This is a genomic window from Microbacterium sp., from assembly GCF_044508325.1.
Taxonomy (GTDB): Bacteria; Actinomycetota; Actinomycetes; order Actinomycetales; family Microbacteriaceae; genus Microbacterium.
In genome coordinates this window covers 99,799-121,977 of record NZ_JBIQHX010000007.1, presented here as the reverse complement: position 1 = coordinate 121,977, position 22,179 = coordinate 99,799, and the positions used below count along the sequence as shown (strand labels likewise).

The window sequence follows — 22,179 nt, the reverse complement described above, 5'->3', positions numbered from 1 at the left end:
CGGGGTCAAGAAGCTGCTCGTGAAGATCGCGCCCATCGAGAAGGTGTGACGCGGGGGGGCGTTTCGTCTCGGTCGCGCTGCGCGCGGCCTCGCTCAACGACCGGAAGGGGTCAACGACCGGGAGTGGGAGGGCCCTCGACCATGCGGTGCTGGTGCGCCAGGCGGCGCAGGGCCAGCATGACCGGCTCGTACAGGGCCGTGCCCAGCACGGCGTACTCGACGGCATCCGCGGTGTCCATGCTCTCGACCGGGGCGACCTCGCCCGCCGCCACCTGCATCATCGCGTCGCCGTAGCGGCGCAGCGTCTCGGGGTCGCTCGGCAGGCCGGCGGCCTCGAGGGCGCGGATCGCGGACTCCAGCTGCGCGACGGCCGTGAAGCGAGGATCGAACGTGAGCCCGAGCGCCTCGATCGCGGCGCGCGCGCGGGACAGGTCGCCGTCGTCGTCGACATACGGCGGCAGCGCGCCGATGGCGCGGCCGATCGCTTCGATGGGGTCGGTGGGAGGTGCGTCGATCACCTCGAGCACCTCGCGCACGCGCGCCAGGGGGAGCCCCGCGACCTGCGTCAGCGCCGCGATGAGCCGCAGCCGCGCGACGTGCTCGTCGCCGTACACAGCCCGCGTCGCCGCGGAGGCCTCGCCGCGGGGGAGCATCCCCTCGCGGATGTAGAACTTGATCGTCGGGATCGGCACGCCACTGCGTTCCGACAGCTCTGAGATCCGCATCCAGGTCCTCCCTTGCATTGGATAGTCTAACTATCTACACTTGGATACTGTAACTATCCAATGAACGGAGCAACACCATGGACCCGATCCTCTCCATCGTCGCCGGCGCGACCGTGCTGACGGTGATCGGCATCATGTCGGGCGGCACGTTCCTGCTGCGCATCACCACCGGCGGCCTGCCCTTCAACGGTCTGCAGAAGACCTTCTTCCGCGCCGGGCACGCACACGCCGGCGTGCTCGTCATCCTCGGCCTGGTCAGCCTGCTGCTGCTGACTGCCACCGGCGTGCAGGGCCCGTGGGCATGGACGGGCGTGGGCGTGCTCGCCAGCGCCATCCTGATCCCGGGCGGCTTCTTCCTCTCGGTGCTCGGCCGCGACCCGCAGCGGCCCGGCCGTGCGATCGCGCTGCTGTGGGCAGGGGTCGTCGTGCTCGGGCTGTCGCTGGCCGCTGTGGGCGTCAGCGTGATCGTGGCGGGGGTCGCGGCGCTGTAGCAGCTCTCAGTGGGCGCCCGGGTTGGCGCGGGTGGCCGCAGTTAGGCTGGCACGATGGCCCTCTTCTCCCGACGTGACAAGCGCACCGACGCGCCCGAGCCCGACGCATCCGCCGAGCCGGACACGCGCGAGTCGGACGCACAGCGTGCCGAGGCCGAAGAGGCGGCGGCGCGCGTGCTCGACGGCGCCGCCGAGCAGGTGCCGTCGGTCGGCATCTCGGTCAGCTCGTTCGGCGGGCTGGGCGCGCCGGCGCCCCGCAGCGCCCCCAGGCCCGCGCCGGGTGAGCCGCAGCCCGTCCTGCGCGGACCGGAGTTCGCCCCCGAGCAGAGCGACACCGTCCCGGGCCTGCGCGACAACGCGCTGCTGCGCGACGCCCTCGCCTCGCTGGGCGAGAACCCCGACCCCATCGAGCTACTGCGCGTGACCCGGCAGGTGCTGCAGGGTCACCTCTTCCTGCGCGTGAAGGGCGATGCCCGCGCGCTGCTCGGCCAGGGCAAAGACCTGCCGCTCGCGGTCGTCCGCAACGGCGACCAGAAGTGGGTGCTCGCCTACAGCTCGGGTGCCGCGCTGCAGCGCGCCTTCCAGGAGGACGGCGACTCCGACACCTCGGCCATGGGCCAGCCGGTGCTCGCCGTGCTCTCGCACGTGATCGCGGGCGACTACACCGGCCTCATCGTCGACCCCGCCTCGTCGCCGGCCCGCCTCGTGCTGCCGCGCGACCTCATCCAGCGCATGGTCGAGCAGGCCGACCCGAAGCTGACCCTCAAGACCCTGCTCGCCGGTGCCCGCACGCCCGAGACCGCCGCCGAGATCGCCCAGGCGATGACCGAGGCGCCGCTGTATGTGGCGGTGAACAAGTCGCAGCCCGATCCGTCCGGCGGCGACCGGCTCGGGGTGGCCGAGGGGCGGGATGCCGAGGGCAACCGCATCCTCGAGCTCTACTCGCATCCGCTCGAGGTCGTGGCGATGGGCCGCGGCGACCAGCCGCTGCCGTTCACCGCGCAGCAGCTCGCCGACGCGCTCGCGAAGCATGAGCAGCTGCGGGGAGTGGTGCTGGATGCCGCGGGCCCCTGGATCCAGCTGACCCGCGATGACCTCGCGCCGGTGCTCGCGCTCGCGGAGGGTGGAACGGACGACTGAGGGTCGGGGCGTTTCGTCTCGCTTCGCTCGCTCAACGACCGGGTGGGGTTTCGCTCGCTCAACGGGCGGGTGGCGTTTCGTCTCGCTTCGCTCGCTCAACGGCCGGGTGGCGTTTCGTCTCGCTTCGCTCGCTCAACGGCCGGGTGGCGTTTCGTCTCGCTTCGCTCGCTCAACGGCCGGGGAGAGCGTGTCGCTCGCTCAACGGCCGGGGAGGGTGCTTCGCTCGCTCAACGAGCGGCGGGGGACTAGCGTCGAAGGATGGCATCAGAGCGGATCACCCTCACCGTCCCCGGTCCGCACGGCGACCGCGAGGTCGGGCTGTCGAGCCCTGACCGGGTGCTCTGGCCCGAGCTCGGCATCACGAAGCGTGAGCTCGCGGAGTACCTCATCGCCGTGGCCGAGCCGTTCTTGAACGCCAACGGCAACCGCCCGGTGTCGCTGCAGCGTTACCCCGACGGCATCGAGGGCGAGAGCTTCTTCTCGAAGAATCCGCCCAAGGGCGCCCCGGACTTCGTCGAGGCGGTCACCGTCACCTACAACAGCGGGCGCCGGCATCCTCAGCTCGTCCTCACCGAGATCGCCTCCGCCGTGTGGGCCGCGCAGATGAACACCGTCGTGTTCCACCCGTGGGCCTCGCTCGCAGACAACACCGACAACCCCGTCGAGCTGCGCATCGACCTCGACCCGCCGGACGCGTCCGGCTTCGCCGAGGCGGCGGCCGTCGCGCCGGTGCTGCGCGAGGTGCTCGCCGAGGCGGGGCTCGAGGCGTACCTGAAGACGAGCGGCAGCCGAGGCATCCATGTCTTCTGCCCGATCGTGCCGGAGTGGGAGTTCCTCGACGTGCGCCATGCCGTCATCGCCGCCGGGCGCGAGTTGGAGCGCCGGCTGCCCGACCAGGTGACGATGAACTGGTGGAAGGAGGAGCGCGGCGACCGGGTCTTCATCGACTTCAACCAGGCCAACCGCGACCGCACCATGGCGGGCGCGTACAGCCCGCGAGCCCTGCCGGGGGCGACCGTGTCGGCACCGCTGGAGTGGGACGAGCTGGCGGACGCCGACCCGGCAGCCTTCACGGTGCGCTCGATGCCGGCGCGGCTTGCGGAGCACGGCGACCCGTGGGCCGGTCTGCTCGACAGCCCCGGCCGGATCGACACGCTGCTGGAGTGGTGGCAGCGCGACCTGGACGCAGGCCTCGGTGAGCTGCCGTTCCCGCCGGAGTTCCCGAAGATGCCGGGGGAGCCGCCGCGGGTGCAGCCCAGCAGAGCGAAGAAGACGGATGCCTGAGCGGCCCCCTCGCGCGTCGATCGCCGAGCGCATCCTCAGCATCCGGTGGCTCATGCGGCTGCCGATCCCGCTGTACCGGGCGGGATTCGGGTGGCTGCTGGGGGAGCGGTTCGTCATGATCGAGACCCTCGGGCGGGTCTCGCGCGAGCCGCGGTACGTCGTCGTCGAGGTGGTGCAGCGCGGGCCGCGGTCGCTGTGCGTGGCATCGGGGTTCGGCGCGAAGGCGCAGTGGTACCGCAATCTGCGCGCGAACGGGGTCGCGTACCTGAGCACCGGGCGGGCGCGGCGCGTGCCCGCTGCGGCGGAGCTGCTCGACGAGGAGGCGTCGGCCGAGGTGCTGCGCGACTACGAGCGCCGCCACCCGGTTGCATGGAGTGTGCTGGGTCCCGTGATGATGCACCTGTCCGACAGCGATGTGGTGCCGATCGTCGAGTTCACGCCCCCCGAGGCGGCATAGGGGTCACCCGGCCCCGCGACCCTCCGCCCCGCGTACCCCGCCCTCAACGCGAACCCATCGCTTTGAGCCGAACCCATCGGATCGGTGCTGTCGAAACCGATGGGGTGGTTCAAATGCGATGGGTTCGCGTTCGGTGGGTCGGCGAGATCCGGCGCCGGGACTTCGACGCTGCAGCGCCGCGCGCGGGCGTGAGGCGGGTGAAACTCAGCGGCGGGGGTAGACGCCGAAGGCGGCGAGACGCCGCGCAAGCGCCGCCGCGGTGGGCATGTGTGCGAATCCCCATCGCGCGATCGGGCGATGGGTGGTGCCGTGGATCCAGTCCTGGCGCTCCTTTTCGGCCTGGAGCACGGCCATCGCGTCGTCCTTGTCCTGCGCCTTGTACTTGACGCGGCCGTCGAACTCTCCCCACGCCGAGCCGAGGTCGAAGTCGACGTAGTACCACGTCCCGTCCGGGCCGCGAATCGGCACCTGCAGACGCGGTACGTGGAATCCCATGTCGGCCAGGTACAGTCTGCTGACGCTCTCTCCAGGCAGCTGGGCACGCCCATCGGCGAAGGGCAGGATGAAACGCGCGCGCCGGATGCCGCGGGCCCCCGCCGCACGCATCACCCGAGTGCGCATGAGCTCGTGCCATTCACCGGCGGCGGCCGTGGCGTACGCCCAGGATGCGCTGTCCCAAGCGACCTGACGCAGAGCCGCGTCGGCGACCGAGATCCCTGCCTCGCGCGGGCTCAGTCGCGCAAGGTCGAACACGGTGCGCTCGCGGGTCGTGCACACGATCCCGTCCACCTCGCACAGATCGGAGTCGGGAATTCGCATCTCGTGCCGCGCCACGAGTGGCCGTCTGCCGACGGGTGGCCGGGTCCGTCCGTCGCTGGTCAGGCTCGCCATGTGCACGCGTCGAGGCGAGATGCGATGCAGCGGCAGATCGTGCAAGACGGCCGCCGAGCACAGCACGAACGGGTCGGCTCCCCGCAGCTGCCGGTGGGCTGCGAGCACCTGGAGGCGGTGCCGCGCCTCCGCCTGCGCCGCTCGCCAGGCACTCCCGCGCACGAACCACCCGGTGTGCACCTTCACGAGCCGCCCTTCGGCGACGTCTGCGGCGATCGCCCGGTTGCTCATTCCCTGGTCGCTCAGCTGCTCCCGCGACTGCAGTTGGCCCGCAGCCTCCGTCGCACCCATGGGACGAGGATGCAGGGATGCCGCGGCCGCACGCTGCGCGAGGCATCCATTCTGTGCAGTCCTTTCTTGCTGGCCCCCCTGTGCAGGGCGCGCCACCTGCCGCGCTCTCACCCTCAGCGGCCACCGAGCCCATCGCTTCGGTTCGACCCCATGTGATTCGTGCGCGCGGATCCGATGGGTTCGGCCGGATGCGATGGGTTCGGCGGTCGCTGGGGGTGAGACAGCAGGGAGGGGGAGGGCGAGGATCAGGTCAGCACGTCGGCGAGGTCATAGGCCGACACGGTCTCGAGCTGCTCGTAGGTGCACGAGCGCGGATCGCGATCCGGGCGCCACCGCTCGAACTGCACCGTGTGGCGGAACCGCCAGCCCTCGAGCTGGTCGTAGCGCACCTCGAGCACGCGCTCGGGCCGCAGCTTCACGAACGAGGAATCGGCCCGGTTCGCCTGGAAGCGCGACGGCTCGCCCTCGCCGCGCAGGATCTCGCCCTCCTCGTCGCGCTGCACGAGCGGGGCGAGCTCGTCGATGAGCTCGAGGCGGCGCTTGTCGCTCCACGCGGCGACGCCTCCGACCGGGTACAGCGTGCCGTCGTCGCCGTACAGCCCGACCAGGAGAGACCCGACGCCCTGACCGGAGCGGTGGATGCGGTAGCCCAGCGCCACGACGTCGGCGGTGCGGTGGTGCTTGATCTTGAACATGGTGCGCTTGCCCGGCGCGTACGGCTGGTCGAGCGGCTTGGCGACGACCCCGTCCAGCCCCGCACCCTCGAACTCGGCGAGCCAGCGCTCGGCGAGTGCCGGATCGTCGGTGGTGCGCGTCACGTGGATCGGGTCGGGCACATCGGCGAGCAGCTCGACGAGCTCGGCCCTGCGCGTCGAGAACGGGTCGCCCTGCAGGCTGCGCTCGCCGCGGGCGAGCAGATCGAAGGCGATGAACATGGCCGGGGTCGTCTCGGAGAGCATCGTCACCCGCGACGCGGCAGGGTGGATGCGCTGACTCAGCGCCTCCCAGTCGAGCCGCTGCGCCCCGGGGTCACCGGTGGGCACGACGATCTCACCGTCGAGCAGGCACGGCTCGGGCAGCAGCCGCGCGAACGCGTTGACGAGCTCGGGGAAGTAGCGCGTCAGGGGCTTGGCGCCGCGGCTGCCGATCTCGACCTCCGTCCCGTCCCAGGCCACGAGGCCCCGGAAGCCGTCCCACTTGGGCTCGTAGCTGAAGCCCGGCCCTTCGGGCACCTGCGGCACGGACTTGGCGAGCATCGGCGCGGGGATCTCGTAGTGCATGGGGTCCATCCTGCCCGTGGGTCGTCCGCAAGGACAGAGCCCGTGCAAGCCGGTTCGCAAGCCCTTCGCCTGACCGGCAGAAACAGAATCGGGGGAGCGGAGCCCCCATGCTCTCCGCTCCCACGGATGCCGGCCGTGCCGGCTGCCCCCAGGCAGGGTGGGTCAGTGTGCGGCGCGCACCGCCGGGCGGCCGGCGCCGAAGAGGCGGGTGAAGGCCACGACCGACCGGCGGGGCGCCGCGGTCTCGGCGGGGTGCTCGGCGATGCTGCGGCGGACGGCGATCTCGCGGTCGAGCTGCGTGGCACGCTGCTGGTCGAGGATCAGTGCGGTGTGGACGGTGGCGTTCATGTCGATCTCCTGTCTGGGCTGCTCGGGCTTCTCCGGCTGCTGATAGGTACGACTTTCCTCGCTGAGGCGGGTGCCGATCATCGGGCGAACGCCGTATCTTCGGCAGCGGCGACGCCTCAGATCGCCCGCGTGTGCGGTCTTAGTTCCCGCCGGACGGGCTTAAGCACCGGGCAGCGGGTCACCGAGTCCGGCGTACATCGCCGCCGCCTCGGCGCGGTTGGCCGCCCCCACCTTCGCGAGGATCGCCGACACGTGCACGCTCGCGGTCTTCGGTGAGATGAACAGGCGCTTCCCGATCTCGGAGTTGGTGAGTCCCTCCGCGACGAGGGCGAGCACCTGTCGCTCTCGAGGTGTGAGGGCGGATGCCTTGCCAGCCGCGGCGGGAGCGGCATCCAGCCCCTCGATCCGGATGCCGGCCCGCGCGGCGAGCTGCTCCGCCCACCGCGCCACCACGGCCGCGCCTTCGGCGCGTGCGCCGGTGATCACCTCCGGCAGGAGCGCCTCGGCTTCGTCGCGCCGGCCGACGGCCACGAGCGCCTCGGCGAGACGGAAGCGGGCGTAGTGGCGGTAGCGATAGGGGATGAGGCCCCGGACGATGACCTCGGCCGCGGCGCGCCAGGCCTCCGGGTCGTCGCCGGCGGCACGCGCCCACTCCGCCTCCACCAGCGCGCGGTATGCCGCGGAGGGCGCATCGACACCGAGCGCGGCGACGAGCCGGTCGACGTTGGCCCGCAGCGCGGCGGTGCGCGCGGGATCCTGCCCCTCGCGCAGAGCGGTCGCCACTGCGCGGGCGGCCACCGGGAGGATGCGCCGCGACAGACCCGAGTCGTGCACGAATGTGCCCGACCCGAGGGTCTGCGCGCTCGTCAGCGCGTCGGCGAGCAGCTCTTCACGGCCGGGGGAGGCGTGCTCGGAGTCGAAGCGGTTCAGCGCGATCTCAGCGTCGACCTCCGCCCAGCCGATCTGCTCCTCGGCGTCCTCGGCGAGGACGACGTCGAGGAAGTCGCGTGCCTCGCGGCGCAGATGCACCGCCTGCTCGCCATCATCGTTCCAGCTCAGCGCCTGCGCGCGGATGCGGACGGTGAACGAGCGGAACGGCGGCATCGTCGCGAGGTGGACGGCCGCGCGGCCGAGCACCTCGAGCGCGGCCGGCACGTCCCCCATCGCTGCGTGCGCCTCGCCCACGTTCGCGGCGATCATGGCCCCTATGCCGCGCTCCAAGCCGATGCGGGTGCTGCGCTCGATGGCGGCGGCACCGGCCGCGATCGCCTCGTCGTAGCGGCCGAGCCGCACGAGGACGTCGCTTTCGAAGATCGCCGCGTTGAGCACGAACGCAGTGTCGGTGGCCATGCTCGCGACGCGGTGCGCGCTGCCGAGGGCGTCTTCGAGGTCGCCGGCATCGGCCGCCGCCCAGGCGAGGCTCGTCGCCGCGGTCGCGAGCGCCTGATCGTCGCCCGATCGCTCGGCGAGTTCGACCGCCTCGCGCCCCAAGGTTCGCCGATCCTCGCCCTGGTCCAGATCGGAGGCGGGCGCGGCGACGAGTCCGGACAGCAGCCGCGCGTGCATGGCGAGAGAGGCCGGGTCCTGCCGACCGGCGATCAGCGCGATGCCCGCGCGGGCTTCGGCGAGCGACTCCTGATGGCGGGTGAGGTTGCTCAGCGACACGAACGCGAGCCGGTGCAGCGCGGCCATGCTCAAGACGTCGTCGTCGTCCACCCAGGTGCGGGCGTCCCGCGCGACCCGCAGACCACGCGCCGCCTCGCCGAGGTCGCGCCATTGCTCGCCGACCTCCACGGCCAGCGCGACGCGGCCTATGCCGGCGCGGGCTTCGGCATCGCCGACCTGGGGCCACAGTTCGATGAGCCGCTCGCCCAGCCGCACTGCGGCCGCGGGCGCCGCGGTCCCCTTCGCATGCGCGTACGCACGGGCGGTGGCGTCGAACGCACGCGGCACGTCACGGGCCTGCATCCGATGCTCAGCGACCTCGGCGGCGAGTTCGGGCAGACTCGTCAGCCGGGCGTCGAGCGCATCGGCATAGCGCGCATGCAGCGCCGCCCGCTCGCTCGGGAGCAGTTCGTCGTGCACCATCTCCTGGATGAGGGCGTGGCGGAATGCGTAGCCGTCGCCGTCGGCCACGATCACCTGTGCGGCCAGCGCTTCGCGAAGGCCCCGGATCAGCGTGGCGTCGTCGACGCCGGCGACCGTCTCGAGCAGCTCGTGGGGCACGCGGACGCCCCCGGCCGCGAGCGCGCTCATCGCCTCGCGCGCATCGGTGCTCAGCCGTTCGACGCGGGCAAGGACGAGATCGCGCAGGGTGTCGGGCAGCTCGGAGCCGTCCAGGGCGACGAGCTCTTCGACGAAGAACGGCACGCCGTCGGAGCGGGCGATGAGCTCCTCGACCTCTTCGCTGGCCAGGGCTGCGCCCAGCTCCGCCACCAGCGCGGCCGTGTCATCGTCCCCCAGGCGCTGCAGGTCGACGGTGGCGATCGACCGGTTCCGCTCCAGGTCGGCGACCAGCGGCCGCAGCGGATGGCCGCGTCCCACGTCGTCCGAGCGGTACGTGAGCACGATGGTCAGGTGCGCGCCCCGCAGCGTGACGATGAGGGTGCGCAGCAGGGCGATGGTCGCAGCGTCCGCCCAGTGCAGGTCCTCGATGACCAGGAGGAGGTGGACGGTGCCGCTGAGCTCCCCGATGACCTGCTCGAGAGCCTCGGCCATGATGTCGGCGCTGCCCTGGCTTCCGGGGGCGCCGGCCGGCTCGCGGCCGAGATCGGGCAGCAGAGCGGAGAGGGTCGCGAGCATCGGCGGTGCCGCCGCCGCTCGGAAGGCTTCGTCGCCGACGCCGCGGTGCAGCTCGCGCAGCAGCCGCCGCACCGGCGTGTACGGGGCGCCGATCTCGCCGATGTCGATGCACTGACCGGTCGCCACCACGATCGGCGGGCCGCGATGGGCGCCCGCCGCCTCGGCGAGCATCTCGTGGACGAGTCGCGTCTTGCCGATGCCCGCCTCGCCGCGCACGACGACGACGCGGGCGCGGCCTGCGCGGCCAGTGGCGAAGGCCTCGCGCAGGCGGCCGAGCTCGGCATCCCGGCCGATCAGCGGCGCGCGCGAGGTGCCGCCGATCATTGCGCCTCATCGAGCCGGGCGCGCAGTCGCCGTGCCAGCTCGGCCGTGGGCATCGACCGCGGGAACACCGCGACGACGACATCCTGCTCGCTGTCCCGCTCGGTGTCGGCCGCCGCCCCGACGCCGTAGCGGTCGGCGGCGGTCGACAGGGCGCTGCGCAGCACGTCGAGCGCGACATCCTCGCCTCGCAGCAGCCGCCGCAGCACGTGATTGTGCACCGCGGTCACCAGCGCCGAGAAGCCGACGGCGTCGACGGGGTCGATGCCCGGCAGCGAGCGCCGCAGGTGCTCGTCGAAGATGCGCTCGTACCGGAAGACCGTGACGATCTCGCGCTCGCGCAGCGCCGGCACCCGACGCACGATCTCGTAGCGCCTGCGGGCGACGACCGGGTCGGCGCAGAAGTGGCGGAAGACGTGCTCGGCGGCCTGGCACACGGCCGTGAAGGGATCATCGCGCGGGCTCGCCTCGAGCAGCGCCCGGACCTCGTCCAGCAGCACCTCGTGGTCCGCGAAGACGACATCCTCCTTGCCCCCGAACTGCCGGAAGAAGGTCGAGCGCGAGATGGCCGCGGCCTTCGCGATCTGGTCGACCGACGTCGCCTCGAACCCCTGCTCGTGGAACAGTTCGAGCGCCGCGGAGATGACCGCGGTGCGGTCGGCGGCGGCAGGCGAGGCGACGGTGCTCATGTCGCCTCAGCCTAGCGGCCCGGTCCGGCGCCCAGTGCTGACGCGCGCGTCACACGGTCGGAGGCGCCCAGCCCCGGGTAGTAGGCTCGTATGTCGGTCGAAGATATCTCGACATCAAGACATCCTGCCCTCAAGCCTCATCGGAGGAATGCACGTGGACCTTTACGAGTACCAGGCCAGGGACCTCTTCGAGAAGTATGACGTGCCGGTGCTCGCCGGAATCGTCGCAGACACCCCCGAAGAGGCGAAGGCCGCGGCCGAGAAGCTGGGCGGCGTCGTCGTCGTCAAGGCGCAGGTCAAGACCGGCGGCCGCGGCAAGGCCGGCGGCGTCAAGGTCGCCAAGAACCCCGACGAGGCGTTCGCGGCCGCCGAGGCCATCCTGGGCCTTGACATCAAGGGCCACATCGTCAAGCGCGTGATGGTCGCCGCCGGCGCCGACATCGCCCGCGAGTTCTACTTCTCGGTGCTGCTGGACCGGGCCAACCGGTCGTACCTGAGCCTGTGCTCGGTCGAGGGCGGCATGGAGATCGAGCACCTGGCGGTCGAGAAGCCCGAGGCCCTCGCGCGCGTCGAGGTCGACCCGCTGGAGGGCATCACCCCGGCCAAGGCGCGCGAGATCGCCCAGGCGGCGAACTTCGACGCCGACCTGGTCGAGAAGGTCGCCGACGTGTTCGTGAAGCTCTACGACGTCTACAGGGGCGAAGACGCCACGCTCGTGGAGGTCAACCCGCTCGTGCTCACCGGCGCCGGCGACATCATCGCGCTGGACGGCAAGGTGACCCTCGACGACAACGCCGAGTTCCGCCACCCCGGGCACGCGCGACTCGAGGACAAGGCCGCCACCGACCCGCTCGAGGCCAAGGCCAAGGAGAACGACCTCAACTACGTCAAGCTCGACGGCGCGGTCGGCATCATCGGCAACGGTGCGGGCCTGGTCATGTCGACCCTCGACGTGGTCGCGTACGCCGGCGAGAACCACGGCGGCGTCAAGCCCGCCAACTTCCTCGACATCGGCGGCGGCGCCTCGGCCGAGATCATGGCGGCGGGGCTGGACGTCGTCCTCGGCGACCCGCAGGTCAAGTCGGTCTTCGTCAACGTCTTCGGCGGCATCACCGCGTGCGACGCCGTCGCCAAGGGCATCGTGGGCGCCCTCGCCGAGCTGGGAGCCACCGCGTCCAAGCCGCTCGTGGTGCGCCTGGACGGCAACCGCGTCGAAGAGGGCCGCCGCATCCTCGCCGACGCGAACCACCCGCTCGTCACACTCGCCGCCACCATGGACGAGGGCGCCGACAAGGCCGCTGAGCTCGCCGCATCCGCCTGACCCGCCCTTCGACCAGCTCAGGGACCGCAAAGGAACACAATGTCGATCTACCTCAACAAGGACTCCAAGGTCATCGTCCAGGGCATCACAGGCGGTGAGGGCACCAAGCACACCGCGCTCATGCTCAAGGCCGGCACCCAGATCGTCGGCGGCGTCAACGCGCGCAAGGCCGGCACCACCGTGCTGCACCAGGACAAGGACGGCGCCGACGTCGAGCTGCCCGTGTTCGCCACGGTCGCCGAGGCGATCGAGAAGACCGGCGCGGACGTGTCGATCGCGTTCGTGCCGCCGGCGTTCACGAAGGACGCCATGATCGAGGCCATCGACACCGGCATCCCGCTGCTCGTGGTGATCACCGAGGGCGTGCCGGTCGGCGACACCGCCGAGGCGTGGGCGTACGCGAAGGCCAAGGGCGGCAAGACCCGCATCATCGGCCCGAACTGCCCCGGCATCATCACCCCCGACGAGGCGCTCGTGGGCATCACCCCGGCCAACATCACCGGGAAGGGCCCGATCGGGCTGGTGTCGAAGTCGGGCACCCTGACCTACCAGATGATGTACGAGCTGCGCGACCTGGGCTTCTCCACCGCCATCGGCATCGGCGGCGACCCCATCATCGGAACGACCCACATCGACGCCCTGGAGGCGTTCGAGGCCGACCCCGAGACCAAGGCGATCGTCATGATCGGCGAGATCGGCGGCGACGCCGAGGAGCGCGCGGCCGAGTACATCAAGGCCCACGTGACCAAGCCCGTCGTGGGCTATGTCGCCGGGTTCACCGCGCCCGAGGGCAAGACGATGGGCCACGCCGGCGCCATCGTGTCGGGTTCGGCGGGCACGGCGCAGGCCAAGAAGGAGGCCCTCGAGGCGGCGGGCGTGAAGGTCGGCAAGACGCCGTCCGAGGCGGCCGACCTCATGCGGGAGATCATCGAAGCACTCTGACCCCACCGCGTCCCCCGTAGACTCCTGCGAGGGGACAGGGGGAGGTCAGGGATGCCGCAGGAGGTCGCGCCGCACCGCGGTCTGTTCCCGTGGCGCCCGTGGGACATCCTGCTGGCCGCCGTGGGCGCCGTCGCGGCGATCGTGTTCCTCGTCGTGGCGCTGGTGGTCGTGTGGCCGCCGGTGGCGACCAATCTCTCCAGCGACGTCTCGGACGGCACGACGGCCGTGCCGATCGGCGACGCGCAGGCATCCGTCGTCGTCCCCGAAGGCTGGGTCGTGCAGCGCTCCGGTCCGGCGGTGATCGCCCGCACGCCCGACGGCGGCCTGTCGGTGCAGCTGGAGGCCACGGAGGGCGACGCACCGGAGGTGCTCGCCGCGCTGCTGGAGTCGGCCGACGCCGGATCGGCCACGGTCCGCGCCGAGACGCTCGCGAGCGGACTGCGGGTGGTGCATGCGGATGCCGCGGACGGCGTCGTCTACGCCGTGATCGACGTCGGCGGCGGCACCGTGGTGACCGCGACCGCCACCTCCGACGGCGACTACCGCGCCGCCCTCGGGCTGCTGCTGGAAGGGGTGCGGGCATGAGGCGGGCGGCAGCGGCATCCCTGCTCGCGGTCGCCGTCGTCGTCACCGGCTGTGCACCGGCGGTCGACCCGGCCTGGACCCCGCCGACCTGGCCCGCCGCCGAGGTGCAGGTGCTCGCCGCCGCCCCCGAGCCGCTCGATGCCGCGGCCCTGCCGCTGACCGCCCAGCGGATCCGCGCGGACGGGGTGCAGGCGCGCATGGCGTACCTGCCCGGGACGACCGGCGCCGCCCGGACGCTCAACAGCCGGATCGACGACCTCGTGCGCGAGGCCGCCGGCCGCTCGTACACGCCCACTGTCGGCGATCAGGGCGCGGGGCTGGGCGAGCGCGGGTGCGTGCGCGGATCGACCCTGCTGCCCGCGCGCGAGCTGCTCGCCGACCCCGCGCTCGGACCCGGCGACGGCGCCGCGGTGGTGTGCGACGTGGTCGCCGCCGGCGGCAGCGTGCTCGGCCAGCGCATCCGCGTGGTCGCCGGCACGGCAGACGGCATCACCTCGGACACCTCGACGGTGCTGTACATCGACACCGAATCGGGCGAGCTCGTGGACGGCGCGGGCCTGTGGACCGAGGGGGCGGGCGTCACCCTGCGCGACGACGTGGTCGACGCGATCCGCCGCGACGCCGGCGCGCTGGGCCTGGGCCCTGTCGCACCGCCGGACGAGGCGCAGGCGGCCCTCATCGCCGCCGGGCTCGCCGACACCGTGCCCGGCGCCGACGGCGCACTCGTGTTCACGCTGCCGGCCGGGTTCAGCACGCCCGAGCTCGTCGACCTCGGTGTGGACGCCACCCCCGAGCCGCTCGTCATCGAGGTTCCCGCGAGTGTGGTCGCCGAGCTCGCGACGCCCTTCGGGCAGCGGGTGGCCGCGGCATCCGGATCCGCCTACACCGGGCCCGAGCTCGTGCCGGCCGGCCGCGACTGGGTCGACTGCACCCTCCTGCCGTGCGTCGCGCTCACCTACGACGACGGGCCCTCGAGCCTGACCGGCCGGCTGCTCGACGAACTCGCCGACGCCCGCGCCGCCGCGACCTTCTACATGCTCGGGCAGTACGCCTCGCGCAACCCCGACACGGTGCGCCGGGTCGCCTCCGAGGGGCACATCATCGGCTCGCACACGTGGGACCACCCCTCGCTGCCGAGCCTCGACGACGAGCAGATCGCCTCGCAGCTGACCCGCACGCGCAACCTGCTGCAGCAGCAGAGCGGGCAGCCGGTGGCGACCTTCCGCCCGCCGTACGGCGAGTACAACTCGCGTGTGCTCACCGTGGCGAAGCAGCCCGCGATCCTGTGGTCGGTCGACACGCGCGACTGGGCCGGCCCGCCCGACGACGTGCTGCTGGAGCGGGCCATCGACGAGCCGCGGCCGGGCGGCATCGTGCTGTTCCACGACACGCACGAGCGCTCGGTGCGGCTCGCGCCCGCGATCATCGCGGGGCTGCGCGACCGGGGCTTCACGCCCGTGACGATCACGCAGCTGTTCGACGGCGACCTGCCGACCGTCGGCGCGTGGCGCTCCGCCGGCTGATCCGGCGTGCCGGCGCGCATCCCGCGGTCTGCGGCGGCCGTAGGCTGGGAGCATGCCGCTGACCGGAGAGTACAAGCCGAGCACATCCGAGTGGGCCCGTGAGCAGGCCGAGAAGTTCGAGGCGTCCGCGGGCGCCGAGGCGAACCTCCTGCGCGGGAAGCCGATCGTGGTGCTGACCACCGTGGGGGCCAAGACCGGCGCCCTGCGCAAGACCGCCCTGATGCGCGTCGAGCACGAAGGACGCTACGCCGTCGTCGCGTCGCGCGGCGGCGCGCCGCTGGAGCCGAAGTGGGCCGGCAACATGCGCCGCCACCCGCACGTGGAGCTGCAGGACGGCGCCGTCAAGCGCGACTACACCGCCCGCGAGCTCAGCGGCGCCGAGCGCGCCGAGTGGTGGGACCGGGCCGTGGAGGCGTGGCCGGATTACGCGGACTACGCCACGAAGACGTCGCGCGTGATCGCCGTCTTCCTGCTCGAGCCCCGCGACTGATCCGTCGTCAGCGCGGGGCTCGCAGCCCGGGTCAGGCGATCATCGCCTCGATGGGGCCCCGCATGAAGAAGATCACGAAGCCGATCGCGACGATCCACAGCAGCGGGCTGACCTGCTTGGCACGGCCCGACAGGGCGTGGATGGCGACCCAGCTGATGAAGCCCGCCCCGATGCCGTTGGCGATCGAGTAGGTCAGCGGCATCACCGTCGCCGTCAGGAAGACCGGCAGCAGCACCCGGAAGTCGGTCAGGTCGATGCTCTTGATCTGCGACATCATCATCGCGCCCACGATCACCAGGGCCGCTCCGGCGACCTCGGTCGGCACGATCGAGGTCAGCGGCGTGAAGAACATCGCCAGCAGGAACACGACACCGGTCACGATGTTGGCAAGGCCCGTGCGCGCGCCCTCGCCGATGCCGGCGCCCGACTCGATGAACACGGTGTTCGACGACGACGATGTGAGTCCACCGGCGATCGCGCCGACGCCCTCGACGACCAGCGCCGACTTGATGCGCGGGAAGTCGCCCTTCGCGTCGGCGAGGTTCGCCTCCTTCGCCAGGCCCGTCATCGTGCCCATGGCGTCGAAGAAGTTCGAGAACACCAGGGTGAACACGAGCATGATGAGCGTGACGATGCTCACCTTCGCGAGGTCGAAGCCGAAGTCGACCGCGCCCAGCAGGCTGAGGTCGGGAACCGAGATCGGCGACCCCTGCAGCGCGGGGATCGTCAGGCCCCAGCCGCCCGGGTTGTCGACGGCCGAGCCGAGCTTGAACACGGCCTCGGCGATGACGGCGAGCACCGTTCCGACGATGAGGCCGATGAGCATGCCGCCCTTGACCTTCAGCGCGATCAGGATGGAGGTCAGCAGCAGCGTGACGACGAACAGGAGCGTCGGGATCGTCGCGACCGACCCGTCGACGCCCAGGCCGACCGGGGGAGAGGCGGCACCGGTCGACGTGACGAAGCCGGAGTTCACGAAGCCGATGAAGGCGATGAACAGCCCGATCGCGACGGTGATGGCGATCTTCAGCTGGACCGGGACCGCATCGAAGATCATCTTGCGCAGCCCGGTGGCCGACAGCAGCACGATGATCGCGCCGTTGATCACCACGAGCGCCATGGCCTCGCCCCAGGTCACCTCGCCGACGACGCTGAACGCGAGGAACGCGTTGATCCCCAGGCCCGCGGCGAACGCGAACGGCAGGCGCGAGACCAGGCCGAACAGGATCGTCATGACCCCGGCGGTGAGGGCGGTGGCGGCGCCGACCGCGGCGAACGACAGCTCGTTGCCGTCGACGTCGGGCGTGCCGGACAGGATGATCGGGTTCAGCACGACGATGTAGGCCATCGTGACGAAGGTCACGAGGCCTCCGCGCACCTCGGTTCCGATCGTCGACCCGCGCCGGGTGATCTCGAAGAAGCGGTCGAGGGCGTTGCGCGGCTGAGGCTCGGCCTCCGCGGGCGCGACGGTCTGTTCGGTGGTCATCGGTCTCCTCGGGAAAGGGGGCATTCAGGAAGTTCCCAGGGAAGGCTATCGCCTCCGAGGCCCCCGCGCGCACACGAGGACCGGATGCCGGGAGCCCCTGCGTGGCCGCCGGTCGCCGCGCGCGGGCGCTTATAGGGTCGATACCGCATGCACCGCCTCCTCGTCGCCCTGCTCTCCGCCCTCGACGCCGCCATCGCCGCAGCCGCGGCGCTGGCGGCCGTGCTGGCCCCCCTGACGGTGCTCTGGGTGTTCGGGATCGCCCGTCCGGACTGGGGCTCGCTGTGGCCGGCATCCGCCGCGATCTGGCAGCTGGGCAACCTCGTGCCGCTGCCGCTCACGCTGCCCGACGAGTTCATCGTGCAGACCGGCATCCCCGTCGATGCGGCCTCGTTCACCCTGTCGCTCGCACCCCTCGCGTTCGCGTCGTTCACCGCGATCTTCGCCGCCCGCTCCGGCGCCCGCGCCGCCGGCGCCGGAGCCTGGATCACGGGCGTGCTCAGCGGCACCATCGTGTTCGCGGGGCTCGCCGCCGCCATCGCGGTGACGGCGCGCACCGCCGTCGTGGATCCCGTGCCGTGGCAGGCCGTGCTCGCGCCCTCCCTCGTCTACGGGCTCGCGGCGCTCACCGGCGCGATCGTCGCCGCATGGCGCCGCGGCGGACTCGCCGCGGTGCGCGCGCGGGTCGCGGCCTGGCCGGGGGAGTGGCCCGCGGTGCCCGGCCTCATCGCGCGCGGCACGGCCCTCGCGCTTTGCGCCCTCATCGGCCTGGGCGCCCTCGCGCTCGCCGTCGCGCTCATCGGCCGCGGCCCGCAGATCATCGCGCTCTACGAGAGCGCCCAGGTCGACGCCCTGGGCGCAACGCTGGTGACCCTCGGCCAGCTCGCCTACCTGCCCACACTCGTGGTGTGGGCGCTGGCGTGGGTCACCGGACCGGGCTTCGTCCTCGGCCCGGGCACCGCGGTCTCGCCCGCGGGCACGCAGGTCGGCGTCGTGCCCGGCATCCCGATCCTCGGGGCGCTGCCCGAGTCGGTCTCCCCCTGGCTGCTCATCGTGCTGCTGCTGCCGATCGCCGCCGGGGCGCTGGCGGGCTGGGTGCTGCGGTCGCGGCTGCGCGGCGAGGCGATGCTGCCGCGGCTGGTGCTGGCGCTGTCGGTCGCGGTGCTCTCCGGCGCGGGCGCCGCGCTGCTGGCCGCCGTCGCCTCCGGTGCGCTCGGCCCCGGCCGCCTCGCCGAGGTCGGCCCCGAGCCCGGTCCGGTCGCGCTCGCGGCGGGCCTGGAGGTGCTGGTGGGCGCCGGCATCCTGCTCCTGTCGCCGGCACGACGCCCCGGCCCCGCTCCCCAGTGGGCCGCGGCGGAAGAGGCGGATGCCGCCGCCCCATAGACTTGACAGGTGCTGTCGGTCGCCGTCCTGATCTCCGGCGGGGGCTCCAACCTGCGGGCGCTCCTGGAGGCGGCGAGCGAGCCCGATTTCCCGGCCCAGGTGACCGTCGTCGGCGCCGACCGGCCCTGCGACGGGCTCGCCCACGCCGAGGAGTACGGCATCCCGTCCTTCGTCGTCCCCTACACGCGCTTCGCCACCCGCGCCGACTGGGGTGCCGAGCTGGCCGCGCAGCTGGACATCTGGCATCCCGACCTCATCGTGCTCAGCGGCCTCATGCGCCTGCTGCCGCCCGAGGTGGTGGCCCGCTACTCGCCGCGGATCATCAACACCCACCCCGCCTATCTGCCCGAGTTCCCCGGCCCGCACGCCGTGCGCGACGCGCTGGCCGCCGGGGTCGCCCAGACCGGAGCGAGCGTGATCATCGTCGACGACGGCGTCGACACCGGCCCCGTCATCGCCCAGGAGCGCGTGCCCGTGCTGCCCGGCGACGACGAGCACACGCTGCATGAGCGCATCAAGCCCGTCGAGCGGCGCCTGCTCATCGATGTCGTGCGCCGCCACGCCACCCAGCCCGCGGCGACCGCTGCACCCGCCCCCGCACCCCTTCCCGCAGCAGAGGAGTAGAGATGGCCGGCCCGAGCCACGATCCCGCCCTGTACCGCGACCGCGACGTCGTCCCCGTCCGACGCGCCCTCGTCTCCGTCAGCGACAAGACCGGGCTGATCGAGCTCGCGGGGGCCCTCGCGGCAGCCGGCGTCGAGATCGTCTCGACCGGATCGACGGCGGCGCGCATCCGCGAGGCCGGCTTCGACGTGACGGATGTCGCGACGGTCACCGGCTTCCCCGAATCGCTGGACGGACGGGTCAAGACCCTGCATCCCAGCGTGCACGCCGGGCTGCTCGCCGACCTCCGCCTCGAAGACCACGAGCGTCAGCTGGCCGACCTCGGCATCGAGCCGTTCGAAGTCGTCGTCGTCAACCTCTACCCGTTCGTGGAGACGGTGGCCTCGGGCGCCGACCCCGACGCGATCGTCGAGCAGATCGACATCGGGGGCCCCGCGATGGTGCGCGCCTCGGCGAAGAACTTCGCCAACGTCGCGGTGGTGGTCTCGCCCGAGTCGTACCCGGCCGTGATCGAGGCGATCGGGAAGGGCGGCACCACCCTCGCGCAGCGTCGCGAGCTCGCCGCGCGCGCCTTCGCCCACACCGCCGCCTACGACCGCGCCGTGGCCACCTGGTTCGCCGACAGCACCCTCGCCGAGGAGGACCTGCCCGCCTTCCTCACCATCAAGGCCGAGCGCCTGGCGACCCTGCGGTACGGAGAGAACGGCCACCAGCGCGCGGCGATCTACACCACCCAGGACGGTCACGGCATCGCCCAGGCGACGCAGCTGCAGGGCAAGGCGATGTCGTACAACAACTACGTCGACGCGGATGCCGCACTGCGCGCCGCGTTCGACATGGTGCATCCCGCCGTCGCGATCATCAAGCACGCCAACCCGTGCGGGATCGCGGTCGCCGCCCGCAACGCGCTGGACCCGATCGCGTCGGCCCATCTGCGCGCTCACGAGTGCGACCCGGTCTCGGCCTTCGGCGGGGTGATCGCCGCGAACCGGACCGTGACCTTGAAGATGGCCGAGAACCTGCGCGACATCTTCACCGAGGTGATCCTCGCCCCCGACTTCGAGCCCGAGGCTCTGGAGGTCTTCAAGCTCAAGCAGAACCTGCGCATCCTCAAGCTCCCCGCCGACTGGCGACAGGAGCGCATGGACGTGCGGCTGGTCTCAGGCGGGCTGCTGCTGCAGGACGCCGACCGCTTCCCCGACGACGTCGAGTCGGTCGCCAAGGACTGGGAGCTCGTGTCGGGAGAGCGCCCGGGCGAGGAGGAGATGACGAACCTCATCTTCGCATGGAAGGCGTGCCGCGCGGTGAAGTCGAACGCGATCGTACTCGCCAAGAACTCGGCCACCGTCGGCATCGGCATGGGGCAGGTGAACCGGGTCGACTCCTGCCGGCTCGCCGTCGAGCGTGCCGGGGACCGGGCGGCCGGGTCGGTCGCGGCATCGGACGCCTACTTCCCCTTCTCGGACGGACCGCAGGTGCTCATCGACGCCGGCGTCTCGGCGATCGTGCAGCCGGGGGGCTCGGTGCGCGACGAGGAGACGATCGAGCTGGCGCGCGAGCGCGGCGTCACGATGTTCTTCACGGGCGAGCGGCACTTCTTCCACTGAGCCGCGGTCGGCGTGTGAATCACCGACGGGTGGTGAGTGCGCTCTCGCGCCCGTACGCCTCGAGCCACCGCAGCCACACCTCGGCGAGGGTGGGGAACGACGGCACGGCGTGCCAGAGCCGCTGCAGCGGCACCTCGCCGACCACGGCGATCGTCGCCGCCTGCAGCAGGTCGGCGACCCCGGCGCCCGCGAACGTCGCGCCCAGGAGCACGCCGCGGTCGTCGTCGACGACCGCGCGGGCGCGCCCCCGGTAGTCGTCGGCGCGGGCGGCGGCGCCGGCCAGGCTCGCCAGGTCGACGTCGAGCACGCGGACGGGATGCCCGGCGTCCTGCGCCTGCGCGGCGGTGAGGCCGACCGCGGCGACCTCCGGCTCGGTGAAGACCACCTGCGGGACGGCGGCGTGGTCCGCGGTGGCCACGTGCGCGCCCCATGGCGCGGCATCGACGTCGCCGCCGCGCGCCCGCGCCGCGATGACGTCGCCGGCGGCACGCCCCTGATACTTGCCCTGATGGGTCAGCAGCACACGGTGGTTGACGTCGCCGACGGCGTAGAGCCAGTCGGTGCCCTCCACGCGCAGCGTGTCGTCGACGGCGAGCCAGTCGCCGGGGACCAGGCCGACGTTCTCGAGCCCCAGATCCGACGTGCGGGGGATGCGGCCGGTCGCCGCCAGCACCTGCTCGGCGACGACGCGGCTTCCGTCGTCGAGGGTCAGCACGGCGTTCTTCTCGGTGCGGTGCGCCTCGGCGACGGCGGCGGGCAGGCGCAGGTCCACGCCGAGCGTCTCGAGTCCGTCGCGGACGGCGTCGGCCGCGAAGGGCTCGACCCGCCCGAGGAGGCCGCTGCGCACGATCATGGTCACCCGCACGCCGAGCCCCGCGTAGGCGGTGGCCAGCTCGCACGCCACCACGCCGCCCCCGACGATCGCGAGCGAAGCGGGCAGCTCGTGCGCGCTCGTCGCGTCGCGACTGGTCCACGGCTGGATGTCGGCGAGCTCGGCCGGCACCCGGGGGGCGCTGCCGGTGCACACCGCGACGGCGTGCCTGGCCGCGAGCAGCGTCACGGTGTCGTCGGCGGCCGCGACCCGCACGCGGCGGGGCGCGATCAGCTCGCCGTGGCCGCGCACGAGGTCGATGCCCGCCGAGCTCAGCCAGTCGGCCTGCCCCGTGTCGTCCCAGTCGCCGACGGCGGCATCCCGCCGTCGCAGCACGGCCGGGATGTCGAGGTCGCCGGCGGCCGCCTCCCGGGCGCCGGCGACGGCGCGGGCCTCGCTGAGCACGCCGTGCGGGCGCAGCAGCGCCTTGGAGGGCACACAGGCCCAGTACGAGCAGCTGCCGCCGACCAGCTCCTCCTCGACGATCACGGTGCGCAGACCGCCCGCGGTGGCGCGGTCGGCGACGTTCTCGCCCACCGGTCCGGCGCCGATCACGATGAGGTCGTACTCCTTGGTCTCCATGGGCGCCACGCTACTCGCAGGTCGCCACGGTCATGTCCGATTTCCGCTA

20 protein-coding genes are annotated in these 22,179 nt (G+C 72.4%); 12 read left to right on the top strand and 8 right to left on the bottom strand.

Features of this window, described 5'->3' with window-relative positions; all coding sequences use genetic code 11:
• Positions 1 to 110: 110 nt before the first annotated feature.
• Entirely contained in the window at positions 111 to 725 is a 615-nt protein-coding gene (locus tag ACIWQI_RS08065) for a MerR family transcriptional regulator (protein WP_396656632.1), read from the bottom strand.
• 77 nt (positions 726 to 802) lie between these two features.
• On the opposite strand from ACIWQI_RS08065, the gene ACIWQI_RS08060 reads away from it, so the two are divergent.
• From ACIWQI_RS08060 to ACIWQI_RS08045, 4 genes are all read left to right on the top strand, one after another.
• Positions 803 to 1,216, top strand: coding sequence for a hypothetical protein (locus ACIWQI_RS08060; RefSeq protein ID WP_396656631.1), 414 nt, complete (start codon positions 803 to 805; stop codon positions 1,214 to 1,216).
• A gap of 54 nt (positions 1,217 to 1,270) precedes the next feature.
• Positions 1,271 to 2,356, top strand: a complete 1,086-nt coding sequence (locus tag ACIWQI_RS08055; RefSeq protein ID WP_396656630.1) for an SseB family protein — start codon at positions 1,271 to 1,273, stop codon at positions 2,354 to 2,356.
• A gap of 258 nt (positions 2,357 to 2,614) precedes the next feature.
• Complete coding sequence (gene ligD / locus ACIWQI_RS08050; RefSeq protein ID WP_396656629.1) at positions 2,615 to 3,640, top strand: non-homologous end-joining DNA ligase; 1,026 nt, start codon at positions 2,615 to 2,617, stop codon at positions 3,638 to 3,640.
• Positions 3,633 to 4,097: a nitroreductase family deazaflavin-dependent oxidoreductase gene (locus tag ACIWQI_RS08045; protein ID WP_396656628.1), complete on the top strand. Its 465-nt coding sequence runs from the start codon at positions 3,633 to 3,635 to the stop codon at positions 4,095 to 4,097. The genes ligD and ACIWQI_RS08045 overlap by 8 nt, the downstream gene beginning before the upstream one ends.
• 204 nt (positions 4,098 to 4,301) lie before the next feature.
• Here ACIWQI_RS08045 and ACIWQI_RS08040 read toward each other — a convergent pair whose 3' ends face one another.
• The 5 genes from ACIWQI_RS08040 to ACIWQI_RS08020 form a co-directional block, all read right to left on the bottom strand.
• Positions 4,302 to 5,279, bottom strand: coding sequence for a hypothetical protein (locus ACIWQI_RS08040; RefSeq protein ID WP_396656627.1), 978 nt, complete (start codon positions 5,277 to 5,279; stop codon positions 4,302 to 4,304).
• 245 nt (positions 5,280 to 5,524) lie between these two features.
• On the bottom strand, positions 5,525 to 6,559 hold the full coding sequence (locus ACIWQI_RS08035; protein ID WP_396656626.1) for an ATP-dependent DNA ligase: 1,035 nt from the start codon (positions 6,557 to 6,559) through the stop codon (positions 5,525 to 5,527).
• A gap of 162 nt (positions 6,560 to 6,721) precedes the next feature.
• Positions 6,722 to 6,907, bottom strand: coding sequence for a hypothetical protein (locus tag ACIWQI_RS08030; RefSeq protein ID WP_396656625.1), 186 nt, complete (start codon positions 6,905 to 6,907; stop codon positions 6,722 to 6,724).
• Positions 6,908 to 7,066: 159 nt separating this feature from the next.
• Entirely contained in the window at positions 7,067 to 10,033 is a 2,967-nt protein-coding gene (locus tag ACIWQI_RS08025; RefSeq protein ID WP_396656624.1) for an AAA family ATPase, read from the bottom strand.
• Positions 10,030 to 10,719: a TetR/AcrR family transcriptional regulator gene (locus ACIWQI_RS08020; protein WP_396656623.1), complete on the bottom strand. Its 690-nt coding sequence runs from the start codon at positions 10,717 to 10,719 to the stop codon at positions 10,030 to 10,032. The genes ACIWQI_RS08025 and ACIWQI_RS08020 overlap by 4 nt, the downstream gene beginning before the upstream one ends.
• A 154-nt stretch (positions 10,720 to 10,873) precedes the next feature.
• Between ACIWQI_RS08020 and sucC the strand changes: the two genes are divergently transcribed.
• From sucC to ACIWQI_RS07995, 5 genes are read left to right on the top strand one after another with little or no spacing between them, the layout of a single operon-like run.
• Positions 10,874 to 12,040, top strand: a complete 1,167-nt coding sequence (sucC, locus tag ACIWQI_RS08015) for an ADP-forming succinate--CoA ligase subunit beta (protein ID WP_396656622.1) — start codon at positions 10,874 to 10,876, stop codon at positions 12,038 to 12,040.
• A 39-nt stretch (positions 12,041 to 12,079) separates the two neighbouring features.
• Positions 12,080 to 12,982, top strand: coding sequence for a succinate--CoA ligase subunit alpha (gene sucD, locus ACIWQI_RS08010; protein ID WP_396656621.1), 903 nt, complete (start codon positions 12,080 to 12,082; stop codon positions 12,980 to 12,982).
• 51 nt (positions 12,983 to 13,033) lie between these two features.
• Entirely contained in the window at positions 13,034 to 13,567 is a 534-nt protein-coding gene (locus ACIWQI_RS08005; protein WP_396656620.1) for a hypothetical protein, read from the top strand.
• A complete protein-coding gene (locus ACIWQI_RS08000; RefSeq protein ID WP_396656619.1) occupies positions 13,564 to 15,090 on the top strand; it encodes a polysaccharide deacetylase family protein in 1,527 nt (508 codons plus the stop codon). The genes ACIWQI_RS08005 and ACIWQI_RS08000 overlap by 4 nt, the downstream gene beginning before the upstream one ends.
• Before the next feature lie 52 nt (positions 15,091 to 15,142).
• Positions 15,143 to 15,580 (top strand): nitroreductase family deazaflavin-dependent oxidoreductase, encoded by a 438-nt coding sequence (locus ACIWQI_RS07995; protein WP_396656618.1) that lies wholly within the window; start codon positions 15,143 to 15,145, stop codon positions 15,578 to 15,580.
• A 31-nt stretch (positions 15,581 to 15,611) separates the two neighbouring features.
• Here the strand turns inward: ACIWQI_RS07995 and ACIWQI_RS07990 are convergent, their stop codons facing one another.
• Entirely contained in the window at positions 15,612 to 17,066 is a 1,455-nt protein-coding gene (locus tag ACIWQI_RS07990; RefSeq protein WP_396656617.1) for an NCS2 family permease, read from the bottom strand.
• 147 nt (positions 17,067 to 17,213) lie between these two features.
• On the opposite strand from ACIWQI_RS07990, the gene ACIWQI_RS07985 reads away from it, so the two are divergent.
• The 3 genes from ACIWQI_RS07985 to purH are packed head-to-tail and all read left to right on the top strand — an operon-like array spanning position 17,214 to position 20,677.
• A complete protein-coding gene (locus ACIWQI_RS07985; protein WP_396656616.1) occupies positions 17,214 to 18,446 on the top strand; it encodes a DUF6350 family protein in 1,233 nt (410 codons plus the stop codon).
• A 9-nt stretch (positions 18,447 to 18,455) separates the two neighbouring features.
• The gene (gene purN, locus ACIWQI_RS07980) at positions 18,456 to 19,070 is read left to right on the top strand and encodes a phosphoribosylglycinamide formyltransferase (RefSeq protein WP_396656615.1); all 615 of its coding nucleotides are present in this window, start codon (positions 18,456 to 18,458) and stop codon (positions 19,068 to 19,070) included.
• Between the two features lie 2 nt (positions 19,071 to 19,072).
• Positions 19,073 to 20,677 (top strand): bifunctional phosphoribosylaminoimidazolecarboxamide formyltransferase/IMP cyclohydrolase, encoded by a 1,605-nt coding sequence (gene purH / locus ACIWQI_RS07975; protein ID WP_396656614.1) that lies wholly within the window; start codon positions 19,073 to 19,075, stop codon positions 20,675 to 20,677.
• Between the two features lie 19 nt (positions 20,678 to 20,696).
• On the opposite strand, the gene ACIWQI_RS07970 is transcribed toward purH, so the two are convergent.
• On the bottom strand, positions 20,697 to 22,130 hold the full coding sequence (locus ACIWQI_RS07970; protein ID WP_396656613.1) for a dihydrolipoyl dehydrogenase family protein: 1,434 nt from the start codon (positions 22,128 to 22,130) through the stop codon (positions 20,697 to 20,699).
• Between the last annotated feature and the right edge of the window lie 49 nt (positions 22,131 to 22,179).

Excerpts from the sequence above, each read along its gene's own strand:
- ACIWQI_RS08065 (WP_396656632.1), bottom strand. The coding sequence starts at position 725 with ATGCGGATCTCAGAGCTGTCGGAACGCAGTGGCGTGCCGATCCCGACG.
- ACIWQI_RS08060 (WP_396656631.1), top strand. The coding sequence starts at position 803 with ATGGACCCGATCCTCTCCATCGTCGCCGGCGCGACCGTGCTGACGGTG.
- ACIWQI_RS08055 (WP_396656630.1), top strand. The coding sequence starts at position 1,271 with ATGGCCCTCTTCTCCCGACGTGACAAGCGCACCGACGCGCCCGAGCCC.
- ligD (WP_396656629.1), top strand. The coding sequence starts at position 2,615 with ATGGCATCAGAGCGGATCACCCTCACCGTCCCCGGTCCGCACGGCGAC.
- ACIWQI_RS08045 (WP_396656628.1), top strand. The coding sequence starts at position 3,633 with ATGCCTGAGCGGCCCCCTCGCGCGTCGATCGCCGAGCGCATCCTCAGC.
- ACIWQI_RS08040 (WP_396656627.1), bottom strand. The coding sequence starts at position 5,279 with ATGGGTGCGACGGAGGCTGCGGGCCAACTGCAGTCGCGGGAGCAGCTG.
- ACIWQI_RS08035 (WP_396656626.1), bottom strand. The coding sequence starts at position 6,559 with ATGCACTACGAGATCCCCGCGCCGATGCTCGCCAAGTCCGTGCCGCAG.
- ACIWQI_RS08030 (WP_396656625.1), bottom strand. The coding sequence starts at position 6,907 with ATGAACGCCACCGTCCACACCGCACTGATCCTCGACCAGCAGCGTGCC.
- ACIWQI_RS08025 (WP_396656624.1), bottom strand. The coding sequence starts at position 10,033 with ATGATCGGCGGCACCTCGCGCGCGCCGCTGATCGGCCGGGATGCCGAG.
- ACIWQI_RS08020 (WP_396656623.1), bottom strand. The coding sequence starts at position 10,719 with ATGAGCACCGTCGCCTCGCCTGCCGCCGCCGACCGCACCGCGGTCATC.
- sucD (WP_396656621.1), top strand. The coding sequence starts at position 12,080 with ATGTCGATCTACCTCAACAAGGACTCCAAGGTCATCGTCCAGGGCATC.
- ACIWQI_RS08005 (WP_396656620.1), top strand. The coding sequence starts at position 13,034 with ATGCCGCAGGAGGTCGCGCCGCACCGCGGTCTGTTCCCGTGGCGCCCG.
- ACIWQI_RS08000 (WP_396656619.1), top strand. The coding sequence starts at position 13,564 with ATGAGGCGGGCGGCAGCGGCATCCCTGCTCGCGGTCGCCGTCGTCGTC.
- ACIWQI_RS07995 (WP_396656618.1), top strand. The coding sequence starts at position 15,143 with ATGCCGCTGACCGGAGAGTACAAGCCGAGCACATCCGAGTGGGCCCGT.
- ACIWQI_RS07990 (WP_396656617.1), bottom strand. The coding sequence starts at position 17,066 with ATGACCACCGAACAGACCGTCGCGCCCGCGGAGGCCGAGCCTCAGCCG.
- ACIWQI_RS07985 (WP_396656616.1), top strand. The coding sequence starts at position 17,214 with ATGCACCGCCTCCTCGTCGCCCTGCTCTCCGCCCTCGACGCCGCCATC.
- purH (WP_396656614.1), top strand. The coding sequence starts at position 19,073 with ATGGCCGGCCCGAGCCACGATCCCGCCCTGTACCGCGACCGCGACGTC.
- ACIWQI_RS07970 (WP_396656613.1), bottom strand. The coding sequence starts at position 22,130 with ATGGAGACCAAGGAGTACGACCTCATCGTGATCGGCGCCGGACCGGTG.